General features: G+C 69.5%; 16 protein-coding genes. 6 read left to right on the top strand and 10 right to left on the bottom strand.

The window, feature by feature from the left end:
* Positions 1-5: 5 nt before the first annotated feature.
* Positions 6-572 carry a hypothetical protein gene (locus tag ACSHV8_RS48455; protein ID WP_436527243.1) on the top strand — a complete coding sequence of 189 codons (567 nt, stop codon included), beginning with the start codon at positions 6-8 and terminating at the stop codon, positions 570-572.
* Here the strand turns inward: ACSHV8_RS48455 and ACSHV8_RS48450 are convergent.
* Both ACSHV8_RS48450 and ACSHV8_RS48445 read right to left on the bottom strand, forming a co-directional pair.
* A complete protein-coding gene (locus ACSHV8_RS48450) occupies positions 569-2,344 on the bottom strand; it encodes a prolyl oligopeptidase family serine peptidase (protein WP_436527242.1) in 1,776 nt (591 codons plus the stop codon). The genes ACSHV8_RS48455 and ACSHV8_RS48450 overlap by 4 nt on opposite strands.
* Before the next feature lie 109 nt (positions 2,345-2,453).
* The gene (locus tag ACSHV8_RS48445; protein WP_436527241.1) at positions 2,454-4,154 is read right to left on the bottom strand and encodes an alpha/beta hydrolase; all 1,701 of its coding nucleotides are present in this window, start codon (positions 4,152-4,154) and stop codon (positions 2,454-2,456) included.
* 131 nt (positions 4,155-4,285) lie between these two features.
* Here ACSHV8_RS48445 and ACSHV8_RS48440 point away from each other — a divergent pair, with 131 nt between their 5' ends.
* Positions 4,286-5,461, top strand: a complete 1,176-nt coding sequence (locus ACSHV8_RS48440) for a hypothetical protein (protein WP_436527240.1) — start codon at positions 4,286-4,288, stop codon at positions 5,459-5,461.
* A gap of 343 nt (positions 5,462-5,804) precedes the next feature.
* Here the strand turns inward: ACSHV8_RS48440 and ACSHV8_RS48435 are convergent, their stop codons facing one another.
* Entirely contained in the window at positions 5,805-6,764 is a 960-nt protein-coding gene (locus tag ACSHV8_RS48435; protein ID WP_436527239.1) for an SIS domain-containing protein, read from the bottom strand.
* Between the two features lie 268 nt (positions 6,765-7,032).
* Here ACSHV8_RS48435 and ACSHV8_RS48430 point away from each other — a divergent pair, with 268 nt between their 5' ends.
* Complete coding sequence (locus ACSHV8_RS48430) at positions 7,033-8,658, top strand: beta-1,3-glucanase family protein (RefSeq protein ID WP_436527238.1); 1,626 nt, start codon at positions 7,033-7,035, stop codon at positions 8,656-8,658.
* Between the two features lie 585 nt (positions 8,659-9,243).
* Here the strand turns inward: ACSHV8_RS48430 and ACSHV8_RS48425 are convergent.
* From ACSHV8_RS48425 to ACSHV8_RS48410, 4 genes are read right to left on the bottom strand one after another with little or no spacing between them, the layout of a single operon-like run.
* The gene (locus ACSHV8_RS48425) at positions 9,244-10,767 is read right to left on the bottom strand and encodes an alpha-N-arabinofuranosidase (protein WP_436527237.1); all 1,524 of its coding nucleotides are present in this window, start codon (positions 10,765-10,767) and stop codon (positions 9,244-9,246) included.
* A gap of 20 nt (positions 10,768-10,787) precedes the next feature.
* Entirely contained in the window at positions 10,788-11,639 is an 852-nt protein-coding gene (locus ACSHV8_RS48420; protein ID WP_436527236.1) for a carbohydrate ABC transporter permease, read from the bottom strand.
* Positions 11,636-12,553, bottom strand: a complete 918-nt coding sequence (locus ACSHV8_RS48415; RefSeq protein WP_436527235.1) for a carbohydrate ABC transporter permease — start codon at positions 12,551-12,553, stop codon at positions 11,636-11,638. The genes ACSHV8_RS48420 and ACSHV8_RS48415 overlap by 4 nt, the downstream gene beginning before the upstream one ends.
* Entirely contained in the window at positions 12,553-13,833 is a 1,281-nt protein-coding gene (locus ACSHV8_RS48410; protein WP_436527234.1) for an ABC transporter substrate-binding protein, read from the bottom strand. Before ACSHV8_RS48410 ends, ACSHV8_RS48415 begins: the two co-directional genes overlap by 1 nt.
* A gap of 249 nt (positions 13,834-14,082) precedes the next feature.
* Between ACSHV8_RS48410 and ACSHV8_RS48405 the strand changes: the two genes are divergently transcribed.
* Both ACSHV8_RS48405 and ACSHV8_RS48400 read left to right on the top strand, forming a co-directional pair.
* The gene (locus ACSHV8_RS48405; RefSeq protein ID WP_436527233.1) at positions 14,083-15,105 is read left to right on the top strand and encodes a LacI family DNA-binding transcriptional regulator; all 1,023 of its coding nucleotides are present in this window, start codon (positions 14,083-14,085) and stop codon (positions 15,103-15,105) included.
* A gap of 178 nt (positions 15,106-15,283) precedes the next feature.
* Positions 15,284-15,976, top strand: a complete 693-nt coding sequence (locus tag ACSHV8_RS48400; RefSeq protein WP_436527232.1) for an AlbA family DNA-binding domain-containing protein — start codon at positions 15,284-15,286, stop codon at positions 15,974-15,976.
* A 97-nt stretch (positions 15,977-16,073) separates the two neighbouring features.
* On the opposite strand, the gene ligD is transcribed toward ACSHV8_RS48400, so the two are convergent.
* The 3 genes from ligD to ACSHV8_RS48385 are packed head-to-tail and all read right to left on the bottom strand — an operon-like array spanning position 16,074 to position 20,557.
* Positions 16,074-17,024 carry a non-homologous end-joining DNA ligase gene (ligD, locus tag ACSHV8_RS48395; protein WP_436527231.1) on the bottom strand — a complete coding sequence of 317 codons (951 nt, stop codon included), beginning with the start codon at positions 17,022-17,024 and terminating at the stop codon, positions 16,074-16,076.
* 9 nt (positions 17,025-17,033) lie between these two features.
* Positions 17,034-18,740 (bottom strand): acyl-CoA dehydrogenase, encoded by a 1,707-nt coding sequence (locus ACSHV8_RS48390; RefSeq protein ID WP_436527230.1) that lies wholly within the window; start codon positions 18,738-18,740, stop codon positions 17,034-17,036.
* A gap of 20 nt (positions 18,741-18,760) precedes the next feature.
* Positions 18,761-20,557, bottom strand: coding sequence for a diguanylate cyclase domain-containing protein (locus tag ACSHV8_RS48385; RefSeq protein WP_436527229.1), 1,797 nt, complete (start codon positions 20,555-20,557; stop codon positions 18,761-18,763).
* 157 nt (positions 20,558-20,714) lie between these two features.
* Between ACSHV8_RS48385 and ACSHV8_RS48380 the strand changes: the two genes are divergently transcribed.
* Complete coding sequence (locus tag ACSHV8_RS48380; protein WP_436527228.1) at positions 20,715-22,409, top strand: alpha/beta hydrolase; 1,695 nt, start codon at positions 20,715-20,717, stop codon at positions 22,407-22,409.
* Positions 22,410-22,449: the final 40 nt, after the last annotated feature.

Genomic DNA, 22,449 nt, shown 5'->3' with positions numbered 1-22,449 from the left:
ACCTCGTGACCAGGGACGATCCGTTTGCCGGAGGTGTCGCGCCTCGGCTGCGCGGGCTCGACCGGGAACTCGCCGCCGCGATCGTCGACGCGCAGAGCCGGGACTGGACGGCCGACCGCCCGGACCGGGTCGGTTTCGCCCGGCTCGGCCAGGTCCGCCACGACCTCGGGAACGCCGCCGCCCGCTACCGGGCCGCCCCGACCGGGACCGGCCACACGACGGTCCTGGCCGTACTGCTCGCCGCTCTTCTGGTCGGGCTTCCCCCGCTGCTCCTGGTGCCGGACCCGGCCCGCCCGCCGGTGCTGACCGGGATCGCCGTCGCGGGCGTCTGGGCCGCCTACCTGATCCGCGCCGGGCTGCGCCGGCTGCGGATCCGCCGGGCCCGGGGTGCGCCGGACCGCTCAGCGCCGATCGACGATCCGTTCCTGTACGCCCGGGCCCGCCGCACGATCGAGGCCTGTGCCGCCTCGGCCCGCGCCGACCGCTCCTACCGGCGCCGGGCCTCGGCCGCCGATCTGGAGTACGCCCTGGACTGGCTCTCGGCCGCGCAGGAGGAACTCCCCCGCATCTAGAGCCACCGGTCGAACCACGCGCGGGTCCGGTGCAGCAGGTCCAGCCGGTGCTCGCGCTCCCCGATCCGGTGACCCTCGCGCGGATAGATCACGAACTCGTGCTCGACACCGAAGTGCCGCAACGCGCGGTGCAGGTACACCGCCTGTCCGATGGGGACGTTGGTGTCCTCGGCGCCGTGCACGAGCAGCACCGGCGTGCGGATGCTGCCCGCGTACGAGATCGGGCTGACCTCGTCATGCGGATGCGGACCGATCCCGGACCAGCCGTCGCTGCCGCCCAGCGCGGCCTCGAACCGGCCGTTCTCCCCGGTCGCGGCCAGCATGCCCCAGTCGGTGACCCCGGCCCCGACCAGCGCCGCCCGGAACCGATCGGACTGCCCGACCGCCCAGGCGGCCATGAACCCGCCGTGACTCCACCCGGAGATGCCCAGCCGCCCGGGGTCGGCGACCCCCCGATCGACGAGCAGATCGATTCCGGTCAGGATGTCGGTCCACTCCTCCCGCCCGACCCGGCCCGCGACCCGCGCCGCGAACGCGTGGCCGTGCCCCTGACCGCCCCGCGGATTGGGCAGGAACACCGCGTACCCGGCGGTCGCCAGCCACTGCGGGTTCGGCTGGAAGTCGTCCGCATAGCGGTGGTACGGGCCGCCGTGCACGATCGTGACCAGCGGAAACGGCCCTTCGCCGGACCCGGGCGGGAGAACCAGCAGTCCGTCCAGGTCGAGGCCGTCGGCGGCGCGGTAGGTGAACGGCTCCTGCCGGCCGAGCGTGACACCGCCCAGCTCCGGGTGCAGGTCGGTGACCCGGCGCAGCGGGCCGCCCGGTGATCCGATGTGGACATCGGCCGGCCGATAACGACTGCCGGCCAGCACCGCGATCTCCCCGCCACCCGGCGTGGAGGTCAGCCCGTCGAGATTCCCCGGATGCCGGGACAGCGTGGTCAACCCGGCCGGATCGAGCCGAGCCAGCGTCGAATCCAGGCCGTCGGCGAACACGACGAGCGGGGCGGCGCCGGTCTGACAGAGCTCGGCCGGACACATCTCGGTGCCGGCGGTCCGGTTACGGCGGAACCCGCTGGTCAAGGCCAGGTCGAACACGGCGGTGCCGGCGTGCAGGACGGGCGGGGTGAGCGCGATCCAGCCGAGGTGCCAGCCGTCCTCCTCCGGCCACCAGGCCAGCGAATCGGCGTCGGGTTCGATCGGGCCCAGATCCTCGGCCGCCCCGGTGACCGGATCGAAGACGTGCAATGCGCAGGTACGGGGGCCGAGGTCGCTGTCCGCACTGGCCCGGGTCAGCACCGCCAGCGGGCCGCCGTCCGGCCGTTGCCGCAGCTCCACGACGTGCCGCCCGGCGAACACCTCCGGCGTGGTGATCACGCCGGTGCCCGGGTCGAGCAGGCGCAGCCGGGCGAACGGCTCGTCGACACCGGCGACGATCGGGTCCCGCACGACCGGCTCGTCCTCGGCGATCAACGCGATGAGATCGGAACCCGCGAGCGGCCGGTGGTCGACGATCTCACCCGGCCAGTCGGACAGGACCGTCACCGCGTGGTCGGCCAGGTCGAGCCGGTGCACCTGCCCGGACAGGAAGAACAGTGCGGACGAGTCGGCCGACCAGCGCGGCTCCGAACCGTCGACCGCCCATGACCCGTCCCCGCCGGCCGGCCGGATCTGGTCGCCGACGACGTACGCGACCAGCCGCCCGTCCGGGGAGATCACCGGAGTCCGCGGACCCCGGCCGTCAACGATGATCTCGGCCGTCAGTCCCGTCATCCGGCCATTATCGCCAGCCGTCTCCCGCCGCCGCGAGTGCTCCGGGCCGACCTCGGAGACGAGGGTGGGGGCCCACAGCGTGTGCCGTGGGCCCCCACCTGTTAAGACGTCAGCGACCAGCCACCAGGATCGAAGCCGGAAGCGGCGCCACCACCGGCGGCAGCCGCTTGCCCGCCGTGGCGGCCATCGTCGTGGCCACGGCCGGCGCGTCCCCGCCGTCGATCGGCTCGGTGAACGGCTGGTGTTCGGCCGCGCACACCGTCCCCTTGGCCGGCACCGTCACGCTCAGCAGGTAGTTGTCGATCGCGTCGGTCGCGCAGACCCCGGTCCCGTACGCCGTGTGCCCCCAGTTGTCGCTGCTCAGCAGCCGCGAGTTCGGCAGCACCCGGCTCATCGCCACGGACGAGTCGTAGTTGGTCGCCGGGTCCCAGTAGTTGCCGACGATCAGCACGGGCGCGGAGGTCCGCTTGTTGAACGGCCCCCGGTACGCGTCCTCGTCCCGCACGGTCCACGTGTCGCGGGCGCACGGCGCGTCGAGGTAACCCCACACCTTCCCGAAGTACGGCGCCTGCCGGTCCCGCACGTCGGTGGCGGCGGCCCAGCTCGCGGCGTTGCGCGGGTGGGTGCCGTCGGTGCAGACCACGCCCATCGTGGATTCGTAGCCGTTGTCGTACGGGAAGTCGTACCCGACCTTGGCCGCCCGGATTCGTTGCAGCACCGAGGCCCGGGCGTCGGTGGCCGGCGCCCCGCCCTTGATCAGCGCGGCGACGTCGGCCGCCAGTTGCATCGTGCCCTCACCGGCGTAGGGCGAGTAGAGCAGGCTGAGCACCCCGCCCACGAACGCGGCGTACGTGATCTCGTACGTCCCGCTCTCGTCGGTGACCACCAGCGGCTTGGCCTTGAGGCTCTTGGCGATCGCCGCGAAGTTCGCCTCCGGGTTGCCCGCGGCGAACGCGCAGTACTCTTCCCCGGCCTGGTCGCAGCGCTTGAAGATCTCCTTCAGCGCACGGTAGGCCCCGTCGGCCGAGTGCAGCCGCGCGTCCAGGATCTGGTCGCCGGCCTTTCCGGCGCCGACCCACGAGCGCGGGTCGAGGTTGCCGTCGATGGCGAGGGCGCGAATCCGGTCCGGGAACAGGTTCGCGTAATACTCCCCGAGGGCGGTGCCGTAGCTGAAGCCCAGGTAGGTGAGCTTCTTGTCGCCGACCGCGCGGCGGATGACGTCCATGTCCCGGGCGACCTCGGTCGTGGACATCGAGCCGGAGAGCGGCTTGCCGGTGGACGAGCACGCCTTTCCGAGCTCGCGCGACCCGGTCGCGTACGTCGCCTCTTCCTTCTTCCCGACCGGGAAAGCGACGTTGAGCTTGTCGATGACCGCGGTCTGCGCCTTCACCGACTTGAAGCATTTGATGTTGGCACTGGCGCCGATGCCGCGCGGGTCCACACCGACGACGTCGAACTTCTGCAGGACGGCGTCGCTGAGGAAGTACGGCGCGTTCAGCGCGAAGTCGGTGGCCGAGCCGCCCGGCCCGCCCGGGTTGACGAACAGGCTGCCGATCTTGTGTTTCTGGTCCTTGGCCTTGACCCGCAGGACCGCGATCTCGGTGGTCGCCCCCTTGGGCTGGTCGTAGTCGAGCGGCAGCCGGACGGTGGCGCACTCGGCGATCTCGTAGCACTTGTACCAGCCGAGTTTTGGCGTCGGCACCGCGTCGACGCCGGTTTTCGCAGCGGCCGAAGCCGGGACGGACACGCTTGCGGCCAGAGCGATACCGGCGATTCCGGCGGCCATGAAGCGTGATCTGGAGAGGTGCATGCAGAGCCCCTTTCTCACGAAGCTCGCATCGTAGGACTCCGATGCACGTATCCCCCGAATCCCCTCAAGATCGTCACGAGCGGCACCCCCGCGAGTGACACCCGGCCCGCCGCATTTGGCACAGTGGACACATGCTGACCGACGTGGACCTCCCCGCGCCCGGACTGCTCTGGACCCGCTGGGCGGCGTTGAGCGCCGCGATGACCGGTATCGACCGTGGTGAACCGTGGTCCGTCGACGAGCGCGGCGCCCGGCACGACGACCCGGCGACCGGCTGGGCCCGCTTCGCCCTGCTCGACGGACGCCGCGCGGTCCTGTACGGCGCCCACCGCGACCATCACGCGGCCGTCTCCTCCGACCCGGCGGTGGATCCGCTCACCGGCGCGCCGGACTGGCTGCCCTGGGCCGATCTGACCCCGCTGGCCGAGACCGATCAGCTGGGTTTCGTGATCTGGCACGAGAGCGGCCGCTGGTCCCGGGTGCGCTACCAGCACCGTACCGAGGACGGCCTGACCGAGGTGATCGCGCCGCTGCTCTCCGAGGAGCAGACCGCCGCCGTGCTGCGCGGCCTGAACACCACGGCCGACCGGCCGACGGCCCGGGAGATCGCCGCCGACCTGCTGCACGCCGCCGTCCGCGGCGAGGTCGACGCCGGCAGTCTGGGCGCGCTGCTCGGCGACGCCGCCGACCTGGACGCGGCGCTGGCCGCGGCCAACCGGGGCGGCATCACCCCGGGCACCCGTCCACCGCGAATCCCGCCGGGCACCCGCCCGCCGATGCGCCGCGTCCGCCGGATCAGTCAGGGCGAGCACGACCGCCTGGTCTGGTCGGCCATGCACGAGGCCACCGAGCTGCGCCGCCCGTCCCCGCCGGACACCGACGAGCTCGCCGAACTGGTCCGCTGGCTGCGGGAACGGGCCCCGGCGGGCGACGGCCGCTGCTCCCTGCTGATCTACGCCGACGCCACCAGTTTCAGCTCCCAGCCGGGCGAGCACCCCCCGGGCGACCGCCCCGGCGAGGAGCGCTACTTCGCCTTCCGCCGCCAGACCGAGCTGGTCCGCGCCCTGCGCCGCGCCGAGTCCGACCCCCGCTACGGCCGCTGGCTGTTCCTGCGCGTCGAGACGACGGCGACCGGCTACGAGATCGACCGCTGCTACGACTCCTGGCCCGCCTGGTGGCACGACGACAGCGTCTCCGGCCCCTGGCGCACCAACCTGCAGGAGGAGGTCGAGGCCCGCCACCCCAGGTGGCGCCCGACCTGGACCCCGCTGCTGGACCCCGAGATCGCCTACCGCCCCACTTCCTGAGATCAACTTCACATTCTTCATTGCCTCGGTCCGCCGGGGTACAGACCGTCGCTCCCGCGGGGACCCTTCCGGTCCTCGCAGGGCGCTGGCGCGCCCAGAACGCGAGGCCCGCAAGGGCGACGTGGTCGGGTGGTTGCGCTCAAAAGAACCCCGCAAGGCTCCGGCCCACCCAAGCCCCAGCCGCGACCCGCGCTAGTCGGCTGGTGCTCACGGCTGTTCTCAGCCCGTTTTACAGCCCTGAGCGCCAGCCGGCGAGCGCGGGTCGCGGGCGGGCCTTGACCCGGGATTTCCTCGCGGGGCCGGGCCTTGGCCCGGGACTCCCTCGCGCGTCGATGGGCCGGGGTCAGCCGATTCGCCAGAGGGGCTTGTCGGCCCAGGCCCCGGTGATGGCGACATCGGCGTCCTGGCCGCGCATGCGGGCGAAGCGCAACGCCAGCAGCTGCAGGCGGACCGTCATCGGGATCTGGGCGAGGATGCCGGGGAGGCCGGTGTCGGGTTCGGTCAGGGTGGCGACGTGGATTCCCTCCTGCCGGGCCGCTTCGGTGACCGCGGCGGTCAGGCCGTCCGGGTCGGCCGAGGGCTGGAGGGCGAGCAGCGTGTCCGCGGCCGTGTAGGGAACCGCGGCGCCGTGCAGAAGACGTTCCGGGTCGAAGCCCTCGCACAGGATGCGGGCGCCTTCGCGGATCTTGAGGGCACCTTCGCGGGCGGTGATCGACCAGGGGCCGGGGGCGGTGATGGCCATCGCGCGGCCGGGGATCGGGACTCCGGTGAGGCCGGGGTAGGCGAGCACCGTGGCGACGCGGTCGGCGGTGGTGCGGATCGCGTCCGGGCCGAGGCCGGGGGCGCCGAGGTGGTGGGCGAGCTGGGCGAGGACGGTCAGCGCGGTGGTGTAGCTGACGGTGTACGTCTCCGAAGCCTCGACCACCGGTGTACGGATCACGTCGGTGAACTGGGCTTCCGGGCCGGCGACGGTGACCAGGGGCAGCCCGGCGTCCTGGGTGATGCGGCGGGCGCGCAGCGCGTACGGCGTCTCGCCGGTGTGCGTGATCACGACGACGGCGTCTCCGGCACGGAGCAGGCGTGGTGTGAAGTGAGCGGCCGGGGTGGCGCGGGCGTCGCGGCCGGCGTCGAGCAGCGCGTTCGCGCCGAGTTCGGCGGCGTGGTGGCTGGTGCCGGTGCCGACCAGCCAGATCCGGGACGCCGGGTCGAGCTGCGCGGCCGCTTTGGCGGTCGGCTCCGGGTCGGCGAGGGTTTTCAGGGCGGTCGGCTGGGCGGCGATCATCGCTTCGAGTGCGGTGGTCATCCCGATCTCCTGCTGCGGCGGATTCGGTTGATTTACAGGGTTGTGGCAGGTGAACGCGTGCTACCGAGGTCGGTGCAGCGCTGAAAACGTACGATAGCCCGCCCGCCCGCGTTCGCGCAGTCCCGCTCAAGAAAAAATCATGCGGGAAAGTGTTATCCATTCCCGGGAAAGTCGTCGACGTTAAAGGAACCTTAAACGACAGGCGTGATTCCGGGGCGGCTTCCCATAATGAAGTCTCCCCGTCGCCTATCCCCGGAGGCAATTCCTGATGCGCCGGAAAAGAACGTTGCTGTTCGCCTCGCTGGCAACCGTCGCGGCGGTCGCGACCGCCTGGATCGCGCTGCCCGCTTCGGCCGCAGCGGCCACGGCGACCCTGCGTACGGTGTCCGACTGGGGCACCGGCTGGCAGGACGAGGTGGTGGTGAGCAACGCCGGAACGGCCGCGTTGACCTCCTGGAAAGTCGAATTCGATCTACCTTCCGGGGCCACGATCGGCAGTTTCTGGGACACCGATATGGCGGTCAGCGGCAGTCATCGGACATTCACCAATCGTAGTTGGAACGGTGCTGTTCCGGTCGACGGAAAGGTGACGTTCGGGTTCGTCGGGTCCGGGGGGCAGCCGGTGAACTGCAAGCTCAACGGCCAGCCGTGCGGCACCGGGGCCACGACCGCCCCGACCACGCCGGCGACGGTCGCCCCGACCACGGTCACGCCGACCAGGACGGTGACGACCACCGCTCCGACGCCGACGAAGGCCACGACAACCACGGCAGCACCAGCGGCGACCACCGTTCCGCCGAAGGAAGACCTGCTCCCGGTCACGGTCACCAACAAGACCGGGCGGGGCGACGCCGTTCACCTGTACGTTCTCGGCGTCAACCTGGACACCGGCAAGCTCGGCTACGTGAACAGGACCGGCGGGTTCACCGCGTGGACCGGCGGCGCGGCCACGCCGGTCCCGGCGCCCGACGTGTCGATCGACGGCCCGGCCAACGGCGGCAGCACCACGATCCGGGTGCCGCGCAACCTGTCCGGCCGGCTGTACTTCTCGTTCGGTCAGAAGCTCGACTTCCGGCTGACCACGGACGGACTCGTCCAGCCCGCGCCGTGGGCCGGCGGCGACCCGAACCACGACATCCTCTTCGACTGGAGCGAGTTCACCGTCAACTCGTCCGGCCTGTGGCTGAACAGCTCCCAGGTGGACATGTTCGCGGTGCCGCACATCGTCAGCGTCACCGGCGGCAGCGGCACGACCAGCTCGACCGGTGAGGTCGTGACCGGCGGCCGGCAGAAGGTCATCGACGCGATCAAGGGGAACGCCGACTTCGCGAAGAGCGTGGTGACCCGGGCCGACGGCACGGTTCTGCGGGTGCTCGCGCCGGGCAAGGCGGCCGATGCCGGCCTGATGAGCCCGACCTATCTGGACTCGTACATCACGTCGGCCTGGTCGGCGTACACGTCGAAGAATCTGACGGTGACGCCGTTCACCGACCAGCCGGCCGTCAAGTACACCGGGCGGACCTCGGGTGACGTGATGAGCTTCACCGACGGCACGGGCAAGGTGGTGGCGTCGTTCACCAAGCCGTCCACGGCCAACGTCTGGGGCTGCGACGGTGCCCTCGGCGCGCCGAACGACCAGGTGGTGGGCCCGATCGCGCGGACCCTGTGCGCCGCTCTGCAGCGGACCACGCTGGGCCGGCTCGACGTCCAGCCCAGTGGCACGGCTGCGGACTTCTACCAGGGCGATCCGGCCAACGTCTACGCCCGGGTGATCCACGCCAACATGGTCGACGGGAAGGCGTACGCGTTCGCCTTCGACGACGTCCAGAACCAGGAATCCCTGGTCCACGACGGCGACCCGCGCACCGCCGCGATCACGTTCACCCCGTTCTGACCAGCGTTTCCTTGAGGCCCGCCGCTTTCTCGCGGCGGGCCTCAACCCCATTCAAAACACCATTCGCGGGTACGGCGACAGGCCCGCGCCCGTGGCCCGCCCGCCCAGACCTCCCCGCCCGCCGACGCGCGGCCGCAGCCGTTCAAGCTCGCAGCCGCGCCGCGGCGCGAACCAGCTGGTGCTCAGGGCTGATTCGCAGGCACTGCAACAACCGTGAGCGCCAGCCGAGGGGCGCGAGTCGCGGCTGGGGGCTGCGTGGGTGCGGCCTGGCGGCGTTGTGCGGGTAGCGCTGGGCGTATCGCGATCGGCTTCGGGCCGGCCCGACAGCGAGCCGAGCGGGCCCACGCGGCGGCGCGCGGGGCGAGCCGGGGTGGGGTGGGGGTTTGGGTTGACCGTGACCAGAAGACCACGTCGCCCTGGAGGGGTGAGCGTTCTGGGCGCGCCAGCGCCCTGCTCGGCCCGGAAGGGTCCCCGCGGGAGCGACGATCGGGACCACGGCGGACCGAGGCAATGAAGAATGTGAAGTTGAACTGATCCTCAGGGACACGTCCCGCCCCGGTTCGCGGCCCTGAGGATCAGCGTCTTTCACCTGGTCAGGCGCAGGGCCGTCCAGGAGACGGCGGGCAGCGAGAGGGTGACCGTGCTGCCTTCGGTGGCTACCGCGCCGCCGGGGATTTCCGGGGTGGGGCGGAGGGTGACGCGGTCCGGGGTGTCCTTGGTGTTGGTGGCCCGGACGTCGTCGTCGGTCAGGGTGTCCGAGGAGGCGACGGCGAGGCCGGGGCCGAAGGCGGACAGGTCGATGGTCAGGTCGGCCTGGTCGGTGGTAGAGCGGTTGACGACGAAGACGGTGACGTCGCCGGTGGCCGGGTCGTGGGTGGCGACGGCGTCGATCAGCGGGGCTTCGCCGTATTTGGCGGTCTGGTAGCCGGGCGTGTCGATGCGGGTTTCCAGGACGTCGCCTTTGGCCAGGGCCGCGGTGCGGGCGAACGGATGGAAGATGGTCTGGCGCCAGGCCGGGCCGCCGGGTTCGGTCATGATCGGGGCGATGACGTTGACCAGCTGGGCCTGGCAGGCGGCGGTGACGCGGTCGCTGTGGCGGAGCAGGGAGATCAGCAGGTTGCCGACGACGACGGCGTCGGCCACGTTGTACCGGTCTTCGATGACGCGCGGGGCGACCTCCCACTCGTTGGGGAGCGGGGCGTTCTGGAAGCGGGACAGGTACCAGACGTTCCACTCGTCGAACGAGAGGTTGATCTTCTTCTTGCTCTTCAGGCGGGCGCCGACCGCGTCGGCGGTGGCGACGATGCTGTTGACGAAGTGGTCCATGTCGACCGCGCTGGCCAGGAAGCTGCCCAGGTCGCCGTCGTGTTCCTCGTAGTAGGCGTGGCAGGAGACGTATTCGACGACGTCGTAGGCGTGCTCCAGCACGGTCGACTCCCAGGCGCCGAACGTGGGCATGGTCGAGCTGGAGCTGCCGCACGCGACGAGTTCGAGATCGGGTTCGGCCGATTTGAGGGCACGGGCGGTGGAGGCGGCGAGCAGGCCGTACTCCTCGGCGGTCTTGTGTCCGGTCTGCCAGGGCCCGTCGAGCTCATTGCCGAGACACCAGAGCTTGATCCCGTACGGTTTCTCGGCGCCGTTGGACCGGCGGCGCTCGGAGAGTTCGGTGCCTTCCGGGTGGTTGACGTATTCGTGGACGTCCAACGCCTCCTGGACGCCGCGGGTGCCGAGGTTGACCGCGTACATGATCTCGACGTCGGCCTTGGTGGCCCATCTGGCGAATTCGTCGATGCCGACCTCGTTGGTCTCGATGCTGCGCCAGGCCAGGTCACGGCGGCGCGGGCGCTTCTCGACCGGGCCGGTGCCGTCCTCCCAGCGGTAGCCGGAGACGAAGTTGCCGCCGGGGTAGCGGATCATGCTGACCCCGAGTTCGCGGGCCAGGGCCAGGACGTCGGTGCGAAAACCGTCCTCGTCGGCGCTGGGGTGGCCGGGCTCGTAGATGCCGGTGTAGACGCAGCGGCCCATGTGCTCGACGAACGAGCCGAAGGTCCGGCGGTTGACGGGGGCCACGACGGCAGCCGGATTCAATGCGACATGCGCACGAAACATGTGTTTTCCCTTGAAAATGGCTACTTGACGGCGCCGATGGTCAAGCCACCGCGCCAGTAACGCTGAAGAAGGAGGAAGGCGGCGATCAGGGGCACGATGGCCACCAGCGCACCCGTCACGATGACGTTGAACAGGGCCTCGCCGCCGTTGCCGAGAGTCGCCGACATGTACCAGGTGCGCAGGCCGACCGTCAGGGGGAAGAGATGGTCGTCGCTGAGCATGACCAGCGGCAGGAAGAAGTTGTTCCAGGACGCGACCATCGAGAACAGCAGCACGGTGACCAAGGCCGGGCGCATCGCCGGGAGCGCCACGCTGGTGAACACGCGCAGTTCGCCGGCGCCGTCGATGCGGGCCGCTTCGAGCATCTCGTCCGGCACCGACTCGTGGGTGTAGACCCGCAGCAGGTAGACGCCGAACGGGTTCAGCAGCGACGGCAGGATCACCGCCCAGATCGAGTCGACCAGCCCGGCCTGCGACATCAGCAGGTAGGTGGGGAGCACCAGCGCGGTCGCCGGGACCATGATCAAACCCAAGAGCAAACCGAATAATTTGGTACGGCCGGGAAAGCGCAACTTGGCGAACGCGTACCCGGCGAGCGCCGAGACGGCCGTCGCGCCGACGCCGCTGACCACCGCGTACAGCGCGGAGTTGCGCAGCCAGACCAGGTAGATCCCGTTCTCCTGGGAGAACACCGTCTTCAGGTTGTCGATCAGGTGGAAGTCGGAGAACCACAGCGGGGCGGAGAGGAACAGCCCGTCGTTGTCCTTGGTCGCGGCGACCAGCAGCCACCAGAACGGCAGCAGGAAGTAGATCGCCATCACGCCCATGACGAGGTGCGGGACGACCCCGGCGCGCTCGGTCTTGCTGTTCACAGCGCGCTCCGTTTCCTGGTGGCGAAGAGGAAGATGTACGACCCGACGAAGACCACCGCGCCGAGCAGGAACGAGATCGCGGCCGAGTAGTTGTACTGCTGGAACGAGAAGGCCTGGTTGAACGCGTACACGTTCGGGGTGTAGTGCTGGGTGATCGAGCCCGGGTTGAGCGGCTGCAGGATCAGCGGCTCGGTGAAGAACTGCAGCGTGCCGAGGATCGTGAAGAGCGTGGCCAGGATGATCGCCGAGGAGATCATCGGGGTCTTGATCCGCCACGCGATCTGGGCCGGGCCGGCGCCGTCGATGCGGGCCGACTCGTAGACCTCCCGCGGCAGGCCCTGCAGGGCCGCGTACAGCACGATCATGTTGTAGCCGGCCCACTGCCAGGTCACCACGTTGCCCAGCGAGGCCAGCACCACGCTGCTGGACAGGAAGTCCACGTGCAGCAGCGAACTCAGCGGGCCGGTGTCCTTGCTGTAGAGAAAGCCCCACATCAGCGTGCCGATGACCACCGGGACGGCGTACGGGACGAACGCCGCCAGCCGGAAGAACCGGGAGAACCGCGAGGTCGCGTGGTCGATCAGCAGTGCCGCGAGCAGCGCGATCCCGATCATCACGGGGGTCTGCACCAGACCGAACAGGATCACCCGGACCACCCCCTGGCGGACCAGCGGGTCCTTGAACGCCTGGGTGTAGTTCTCGAAGAGCGCGAAGTGCTCGCCCTCGATCAGGGTGGAGCGGTACAGGCTGAGCTTGAGCGCGTAGGCCATCGGCAGCAGCAGGAACGCGACCAGGAGCACCGCGAACGGGAGGACGAAGAGCCAACCGGTCGCGGCTTCCCGGCCTTTCTTGAAACGGGGCGCGGGACCCGCGACCGCCGGAGCGGTCGCGGACCGGGTTTCCACCTGGGTCATTACTGAACCTTGAAGCCCTGCTGGGTGGCGTACTGGTTGATGTTGGTCTGGGCGGTGTCGAGCGCCGCCGTCCAGGACGTCTTCTTCTCGATCGCGCCGTTGATCCCGGTCGTCAGCTGGTTGAAGTTGTAGCTGTTGAACGGGCTCCACGAGAACGGGGAGATCTGCTTGTAGGCCGGGACGAAGACGTCGTTGACGGTCTGGCCGCCGAAGAAGTCGTACTTCTTCTTGAGGAACGTGTCCGACTCCAGGACCGGGGTCGCGGTCGGGAACAGGTAGGCCTCGTCGATGCCAATCTTCCAGGCGTCGGTGTTCTTGGCGCCGTAGATGTCCATCGCGACCTTGGTCGCGGCCTCCGGGTTCTTGGCCTGGTCGGTCACCGCGAACGACGAGCCACCCCAGTCACCCTGCACGTTCGCGCCGGCGGTCCACTGCGGCAGCGGGGCCGCGCGCCACTTGCCCGCGGTCGTCTTGGCCACGCTGGCCAGGTAGCCCGGGCCCCAGCCGGCGGCCAGGTAGGTGACGTACTTGCCGGAGCCGAGACCGTTGTAGAAGTCGGTCGTGCCGTACGCCTTGGTGTCGGCCAGGCCGGAGTTGACCATGCCCTCCCAGTACGTGGCGACCTGCTTGGCGCCGGCGTCGTTGACGGTCACGCCGATGTTCGACGGGTTGGCCGGGTCGTAGGTGTACGGCTTGCTGCCGGCCTGCCACATCAGCCCGGTCATGAAGCCGCCGTCGTTGCCGCCGAAGTCGGTCATGTACGCCTTGCCGGCCGAGGCGGTTTTCAGCTTCTCCGCCTGCGCCTTGTACTCGTCCCAGGTGGTCGGGATGGTCAGGCCGTACTGCTTGAACAGGTCCTCGCGGTAGAGCATGGCCATCGGGCCGGCGTCGACCGGGATCGCGTACACCTTGTCGCCCTGGCTGACCTGCTTCCAGGCCCAGTCGACGTAGCTCGACTTGAGGTCGTTGGCGCCGTACTTGCCCATGTCGACCAGGTGCTTGGTGAGCTGGTAGGTGGGCAGCTCCTGGAATTCGAGCATGACCACGTCGGGGGCGCCCTTGCCGGCCTTCAGCGCGGTCTGCAGCTTGGTGTACTCGTCCTGGCCGGCGCCGGCGTTGGTCCACTCGATCTTGATGTCGGTGTGGGTGGAGTTGTAGAGGTCGACGACCTTCTGGAAGGACGGGTACCACGCCCAGACCTTCACGGTCACCGGGCCGTCGGACTTGCCCGCGTCGGCGTCCGAGCCACCGCTACAGGCGGTGAGAGTCAGGGCGGTCACAGCCGCGATCACGGCTGCGGCCGACCGCCGTACACTAAACTTTCTGACGTTCACTGGGTCCTCACAAGATTAGTGATGGGTCAGAGGCCGGCCTCCGGTGCTGGCACACCGGGGGTCGGCAATCAGCTCTTCAGTTCGCGTTGGTCTTTGTTGCTACGCTTTTGCAGCGCTGCAAAACAGCATGCACGGGCGTCCAAACCACGGCAAGGGGTAACCTGCCGGAAACTTGGCGCGGGCAGAGGGGGCACATTGCGTCGAGAAGTCACGCTACGTGACGTGGCGGAACTGGCCGGGGTTTCCAGCCGAACCGTCTCCAACGTGGTCAACGGGTATGCGAACGTCACCGAGCGGACCCGGGTCCGCGTGCAGCGTGCGGTGGAGGAACTCGGCTACCGCCCCAACGTGCTCGCGCGCAACCTGGCGCAGGGACGGTCCGGTCAGATCGCCCTGGTGGTGCCCTACCTCGACACGCCGTACTTCTCCGAGCTGCTGCAGAGCGTGATAAGAGCGGCCCGGGAACGCGGCTATAACGTTTTGATCGACCAGACCGACGGCGACCCCGAACACGAACGCGCGTTCATCGCCCACGGCTCCCGCCGGCTCCTCTTCGACGGCGTCATCTTCAGCCCCCTCGGCCTCGACCAGAAAGCCCTCGCCGACCACGACCCGAACCTGCCCCTGGTCGTCCTCGGCGAACGCTCCAGCGACGGCACGTTCGACCACGTCGGCATCGACGACGTGGCCGCCTCCCGCCAGGCCACCGAACACCTGCTCGACCTGGGCCGGCGCCGGCTGGCCGCGATCGGCGACCAGCCGTACGCGACCGGCGAGGCCGCCCAGCTGCGCACCCGGGGCTTCCGGGAAGCGCACGAGGCGCGCGGACTGACCGCCCGGGAAGACCTGATCATCGGGACGCCACGGTTCAACCGGAAGGACGGCGCCCAGGCCATGGCGTTCCTGCTGGACCGGGAAGACCCGCCGGACGCCGTGTTCTGCTACTCCGACCTGGTCGCCCTCGGAGCCATCCACACGCTGATCGGGCGGGGGCTGCGGGTGCCGGAGGACGTGGCCGTGATCGGCTACGACGACATCGAGGACGGCGCCTACTCCAACCCGTCGGTCACCACGATCTCCCCGGACAAGGAGATGATCGCGACCAGCGCGGTCGAGCGCCTGCTGCTGCGCATCGGCAGCCCGACCCCGCCGGCCGCATTGGAGATCCGGGCCCCCCACAAACTGATCGTCCGAGAGAGCACCACCGGCCGCCATTGACGACCGCAGGCCGGCCATCGAGCCCACCTGCCTACGCAGAACTGCGCAAGGCTGCGCAATGGACTGCGCATCTCCGTTGCGCAGTGCGCAGTCAAGTGCTGAGATGGCCCTATGAGTGCGGAGGAAGTGCTGGAAAACCCTCGCCACGCTGCGGAGGATCGGCTGAGAGCCCACCCGCGTGGAGGCTAAGAGAGCTTCCGGGGGGTTACCGAAGGCAATCCGTGAGACGTTGTCCGCTTTCTCGAACACCGATGGCGGGACGATCCTGCTGGGCGTCGACGAGCAGACCGATTTCAGTGTCGTCGAACTGGCCGATCCCTCTGCCCTGCGGAACAGCCTTGTTCAGATGTCGCGCGATGACATAACGCCCTCACTTCAGATCAGCGCCGAGGTCGTCGAGGCGGAAGGTCACCGGCTGGTGGTCGCTGAAGTGCCGCCTCTGTCGGCAGACCGGCGACCGGCATACGTCACCGCACAGGGCATCTCAGCAGGGTCGTACCTGCGCGGCGGAGACGGCGATCGCCATATGGCCGAGGCTGAAATCGCCATGGTCATGGCCGCCCGTACTCAACCTCTGTACGACCGTGAACCTGTCGACGGCACCTCGGCGCAGGATTTGGACGATGAGGCGATCCGGTCGACCAGGATCTGGCCGTCAAGGAGGGCGGACGGCGATATGCGCGGTACGTCCTCGATCCCAGGATTTCTGGCCGCGCGGAGCAGCCCGATCTTTTCTCCGCGCTCCCTCCGGCTCAAGTGGTGCCCAGCGTTGGCGACGTGCTCAGCAGCCGCGGCGAGGCCACTGTCATCGAGCTCGTCGAGATCACCGGCTGGTCTCGGAGAACAATCCATAATCACCTGCGCGAGCTGATCGATACCGGAGCGGTCGACGTCATCGGGCCGGCCCACAGCCCAAAACGCCGCTACCGCTGGGTCGGGACCGGCCCCACGGCATAACGCTCCCACGATCACTGCTCGGCTGGTGTTTCCAGGCCGGCCCGCTCGTCGCGGTCGGCCCATTCCAGCAGCGTATCGAGGGAGTGGTGGGTGTCATCGATGGTCGCGTGCAGGTCGCCGAGTTCGGCGAACCGGGCCGGGACCGTTCGGATGGTGAACGCCTGCGGGTCGACGCCGGGGATCTCGTCCCAGGTGATCGGGGTCGAGACGGTGGCCGCCGGGACGCCGCGGACCGAGTAGGCGCTGGCGATCGTGTGGTCGCGGGCGTTCTGGTTGTAGTCGATGAACAGCGCTTTCGGGTCGCGGTCCTTGCGCCACCAGGTGGTGGTGACGTCGTCCGGGGCGCGGCGTTCGACCTCGCGGGCGAACGCGAGCGCGGCCCGCCGTACGTCGGAGAATCCCCAGCTCGGCTGGATCCGGACGTAGATGTGCAGGCCCTTGCCGCCGGAGGTTTTCGGGTAGCCGACGATGCCGAGCTCGTCCAGGACCGAGCGGACGACCGGGGCGACGCGGCGGATCGTGTCGAACGGGCAGTCCGGCATCGGGTCCAGGTCGATGCGCCACTCGTCCGGCTTCTCGGTGTCGGCCCGCCGGGAGTTCCACGGGTGGAACTCCACGGTGGACATCTGGACCGCCCAGATCACGTCGGCCGGTTTGGTCACGCACAGCTCGTCGGCGTGCCGGTGGTAGCGCGGGAACGTGACCCGGACCGTCTCCAGCCAGGGTGGTGCGCCGTTCGGCACCCGTTTCTGGTGCACCTTCTCCCCGGCCAGGCCGTCCGGGAAGCGGTGCAGCATGCACGGGCGTTCGCGCAGTGCGCGGACTATCCCGTCGCTCACCGCCAGGTAGTACTCGACCAGGTCGAGCTTGGTGGCGCCGAGCTCCGGGAAGTAGATCCGGTCCGGGTTGGAGACGCGGACGTCGTGGTCGCCGACTTCGATGACGGTGGCTTTACCGGCCATACAGCGAACTTAGCCCAACCAGGCGTCCTCAAGGTCGAGAAGGAGGGTGTCACCGGAATCGAGCAGGTCCAGCATCGGGCCGATGCGGGGCAGTTCGTGGGTGATGAAGTACCTGGCGGCGATCCGCTTGCCGTCGTAGAAGTCGCCGTCCCGGCCGGACGCGGCTTCGAGCTGGGCGAGCCACATCCAGGCGATCACCAGGTGGCCGGCGGCGTCGAGATACGCCGTGGCGTTGGCCAGCGCCCGGTTCGGGTCGCCCCCGGCCCACAGCTTGGCGGTGGTCGCGGCGAGGCGGTCGCAGGCGGCCAGGACCGGGGCGCCGAGATCCGACTTGGTGGCGGTGGCGCGGATCCGGTCCAGGAGCAGGGCCAGGCCGGCCCCGCCACGCTGGGTGACCTTGCGGCCGAGCAGGTCGAGGGCCTGGATGCCGTCGGTGCCCTCGTGGATCGAGTTCAGCCGGTTGTCGCGGTAGAACTGCTCGACCGGGTACTCCCGGGTGTAGCCGTAGCCGCCGTGGATCTGGATGGCGTGGTCGTCGGCGAGCCGGCACCACTGCGACGGCCAGGCCTTGACGATCGGCGTGAGCGTGTCGAGGAGCAGGTCGTTCTCCGGGGACGGTTCGTCCAGCAGTTTCGCCGAATAGAGCATAAGAGCCAAACCGCCTTCGACGTACGTCTTGCTGGCGAGCAGCATCCGCCGTACGTCGGCATGGTTGATGATCGGCACCGGAGGTGCCGTGGGGTCCTTGGCGTCGACCGGGCGGCCCTGCAGCCTCTCCCGCGCGTAATCGAGCGCGTGCAGGTAACCGGTGTATCCGAGGGCGACCGCGCCGGACCCGACGCCGATCCGCGCCTCGTTCATCATGTGGAACATGTACTGCAGGCCGCGCCCCTCCTCGCCGACCAGTTCGCCTTCGGCGTCGTCGAAGGCGAGCACGGTGTTGGTGGTGCCGCGGTAACCCATCTTGTGGTTGAGCCCGGCCAGGGTGACGCCGTTACGCTCGCCCGACTCCAGCTTCTTGGGCACGATGAACAGCGAGAGGCTCTTCACCCCGGCCGGAGCGCCGGCGACCCGGGCGAGCACCAGGTGGATGATGTTCTCGCTGAGTTCGTGGTCGCCCCCGGAGATCCACATCTTGCCGCCGCTGATCCGATAAAGACCAGATTCTTCGCGTACGGCCTTGGTGGTCACGTCACTCAGCGACGAACCGGCCTGCGGCTCCGAGAGGCACATCGTGCCCGTGAACCGGCCCTCCAGCATCGGGTGGACGAACCGCCGGATCTGGTCCTCGGTCCCGTGCGCGAGCAGCAGGTGCGCGTTGCCGCCGGTGAGCATCGCGTAGGCCGACGTGGCCGTGTTGGCCGCCTGGAACCAGAGGAAACAGGCGCGCTGCACGACGTGCGGCAGCTGCAACCCGCCGTGCTCGGCGTCCATGGTCGCGCCGAGCAGCCCCGACTCGGCGAACACCCGCAGCGCGTGCGACACCTCGGGGATGATCGTCACCCGCTCGCCGTCGAAGGTCGGCTCGTTCAGGTCGTTCTTGCGGTTGTGCGGCGCGAAGTCCCGTTCGGCGATCTGCTGGGAGACGTCCAGGAAGGCGTCGAACGTCTCCCGGGAGTGGTCGGCGAACCGCTCACGGGTGGTCAGCGACTCGACGTCGAGCCATTCGTAGAGCAGGAAGTCGAGGTCGCGCCGCGACAGAACCTTGGAATTCATGCACCTAGTGTGCACTAACTTCAGTCCCGGGCGCGGTGCCGTCCGATCGTCTCCAGGACCCGATTCAGCCCACGGCTCCCGCCCGAACGCTTGATCTCGTACATCGCGTGGTCGGCCGCCCGCAGCGCCGAGTCCGGGTCCGAGGCCGGGTTGGCCAGGTGGACACCGACACTCGCGCCGATGTTGATGTGCTGACCGGCGATCCGGAACGGCATCTCGACCACCATCCGGACCCGATTGGCCATCGCCTCGACGTCGGCGGGCCCGAGCACACCGGGCATGAGCACCACGAACTCGTCGCCGCCGACCCGGGATAGCACGTCACCGGCCCGGATGCAGCCGCTCAGCCGCTCGGCCACCTGGCGCAGCAACTCGTCGCCGGCCTCGTGGCCGTACTTGTCGTTGACCGGCTTGAACCCGTCCAGGTCGACGAAGAGCACCGCCACCGGGTCGCGGCGCAGCGACGAGCAGAGCGCGTCCTGCATCCGGCGCCGGTTGGGCAGACCGGTCAGCGGGTCGTGCTGCGCCTCGTGGGCCAGCCGCTCCTGGAACGCCCGGTTCTCCGAGATGTCCCGGGCGTTGATCACCACGCCGTTCAGGGCCGGGTTGGCCATCTGGTTGGAGGCGGTGAAGTCGAACCAGCGGTAGTGGCCGGTCGACGCCCGGACCCGGCACTGCAGGCGCAGCACCCCGGCCGGGTCGGTCAACAGCGCGCCCAGCCGCTCCCGCATCGCCGGCTGATCGTCCGGGTGCACCAGCTCGAAGACGCTGTGCCCGGTGAGCATGCCGTGCTCGAACCCGAGGATCGCCGCCGAACTGGGACTCGTGAAGATCATCCGGCCGTCCCGGTCGATCACCGTGACGATGTCCGGGGCGTGCTGGAACAGCGCTTGGAAGCGCTCGTCGGCGCGGCGCCGCTGGACCTGGGTGCGATAGCCGAGCACCGAGATGCCGACCACGCCGATCAGCAGCATGACGAGCAGCGTGATGTTCACCGTCTGGCTGCGGCGGTGCACCGCGCCGTCGAAGGTGGACTTGGTCTGCGAGCGGACATAGGAGTAGCCGCTGGGCAGGCCGCCGACCACGACCGCGATCATGGCCGTACTGCCCGACCGGTACTCCACGAACTGGGTGCCGTTGGTGCCCAGGTGGACCGCGATGGCCGGGTCGATCCGGCCGCCGATCAGGTCGGCGACACTGCTCGCGGCCACGACCCCGGAGCTGTCGACCACATCCGTACGGTGATTGTCGCTGGCCAGCTGCACGGTGTACTTCTGCAACGGGGTGATCGCGACCTGGTTGAGCCCGATCAGGTACCCGGCCGTCTCGCCGCCGATCAGGATCGGCACCCCCACCCCGGCCAGCGGGATGTTGTCGACGGTCATCACCGACGAGAAGCCGACGTCGGCGCCCGCGGTGAGCTGCTTGCGCATCGGCGCCCAGCCGGCGTTGTCGGCGTCGGGCAGGCCGGCCGTGCGGCTCGCGTTCAGGACGTTGCCCGCCGAGTCGGCGATGAGCATGCCGTACTGGAAGGTGGTGCTCTTGGACGCGGCGAGAACCAGCAGGGCATGGTCGGTCGCGTCACCCTTGGCCATGTTGAGCGGATGCTCGGCCAGCACCTGGGCCAGCTCCTGCGCGGAAAGCAGTTGCAGCTGACCGGTCAGGGTCGCGTTGTTGGTGCCCAGCTCGGTGCTGTCGGTGCGGTGCACCGCGTCCGCGGCGCTCAGCGCCGAGCGGTTCACCACGATGGCGACTCCGCCGGCGGCTGCCAGCAGCAACAGGCTGACCAACACCGCGATCCAGTTCCGTACCCGCATCGCGTCCCTCCCTCACCGCATGTCATCGGCAGGAGATCGCCCGGCTGAATGAACCTGTGGCACAAAACCCCCCGAAAACGGGGAAGCGCATGAACCCATCGACCCCCGATGATGAGGAGGTACCGACCCGACGCCCCCGTCGATGATCGGAGCTTGCATGCGCAACGAGGTTGTCGCACCCGCCGCGGAGAAATTCGGCGCGCGGATTCCCCGGCCCAGGCGCTCACCGGAAAATCTTCGGCCCCGGATCATGCGGGCCCCGCTCAGTCTCACCGGGGCCGGGCTGGCCGCCCTCTTCTACTGCCTGGCCTTCACCCCCTCGCTGCTCCCCCGCACCGGGATCCTGCAGGGCGCTGTGGCCGGCATCACCGCCACGATGGGGTACGCGCTGGGCACCGCGATCGGCGCGCTGATCCGTCTGCGGTTCCGGTTCTCGGCCCGGGCCGTCCGGATCTGGTGGCGTGTACTGGCCGTCCTGCTCATCCCCATGATCGCCACGTGCCTGGTGCTCGGCGTCCGCTGGCAGCGTGAGCTGCGACTCCGGTTGGGGATGGCACCGGCCCAGGAGTACGACATCGTCCGTACCGTCGGAGCCAGCCTGCTCACCTTCGGCCTGATCCTGCTGGTCGCGCGCGCCCTGCGGCTGGCCACGCACGGCTGCGCCCAGGTGTTCCGGCTGATCGTGCCCGAACGGGCGGCCTACTGCGCCGGCACCGTCGTGGTGGCCGTCCTCAGCTACAGCGCCTTCGACGGACTGCTCGTCGCCCACCTGTTCGCGGTCGCCGACCGGTCCGCCGCGGTGATCAACAACGGGACCGGGAACGGCGTGCACGTGCCCACCTCGACACTGCGGTCGGGTGGGCCACAATCGCTCGTACCCTGGGACACCCTCGGCCGGCAGGGCCGCAACTTCGTGGCCAGCGCACCCACCCACGAGGAACTCACCGCGTTCGCCGGGCGGCCCGCCGTCGAACCGATCCGCCTCTACGCCGGGCTCGCCTCGGCCGACACCATGCAGGCCCGGGCCGACCTGGTGGTCCGCGAGATGGACCGGACCGGCGCGTTCCAGCGCGACGTGGTCGCCCTGTTCCTGCCCACCGGCACCGGCTGGGTGGACAACAAGGTGACCCAGTCGCTGGAATACATGTACGCCGGGAACACCGCGCTGGTGTCGGTGCAGTACTCGTACCTGCCGAGCTGGATCTCGTTCATCGGCGACCGATCCGACGTCGCCGACGCGGCCTCCGCCCTGATCACCGCCGTGCAGCGGCGCTGGGCGGCACTCCCCTCCGACCATCGGCCCAAGCTGCTGCTCTTCGGCGAGAGCCTCGGGACGTACGGGATCGAAGCCACCTTCGGCACCGCGGAAGCCCTGGCCGCCGGGGCCGACGGGGTGCTCATGGAAGGGCCCACCTTCGCCAACCCGATCCACCAGCAGCTCACCCGGGAACGGGCGGCCGGCTCACCGGTGTGGGACCCGGCCTACCCCCGGCTGCCCATCGAATTCGCCGACACCGCGACCGAACTGCGCGACCGGCCCGGGGTGCGACCCAAGGTCGTCTACCTGCAGAACTCGTCCGACCCGATCGTCTGGTGGAACTGGAGCCTGCTCTGGCAACGCCCGGCCTGGCTGCGCGGCGAACGCGGGCCGGACGTGATGCCGTCCATGCACTGGTTTCCGTGGGTGACGTTCTGGCAGACCACGTGCGATCTGGTCTTCGCCAACAAGGCACCGACCGGGCACGGGCACGTCTACAAGTCGTCGACGGTGGACGGGTGGGCCACCGTGGCGCCGCCGTCGGGATGGACCGTGGCCGACACGATCCGGTTGCGGGACCGGCTCGGCAACTAGGGCGCGACCCTCGCCCTCTTCGGATTATTGGCGTTTTGTG

It is taken from the genome of Actinoplanes sp. HUAS TT8 (genome assembly GCF_051380535.1).
Taxonomy (GTDB): domain Bacteria; phylum Actinomycetota; class Actinomycetes; order Mycobacteriales; family Micromonosporaceae; genus Actinoplanes.
The sequence above is the reverse complement of the archived record's forward strand: the minus strand, read 5'-3'. Positions and strand labels throughout refer to the sequence as shown.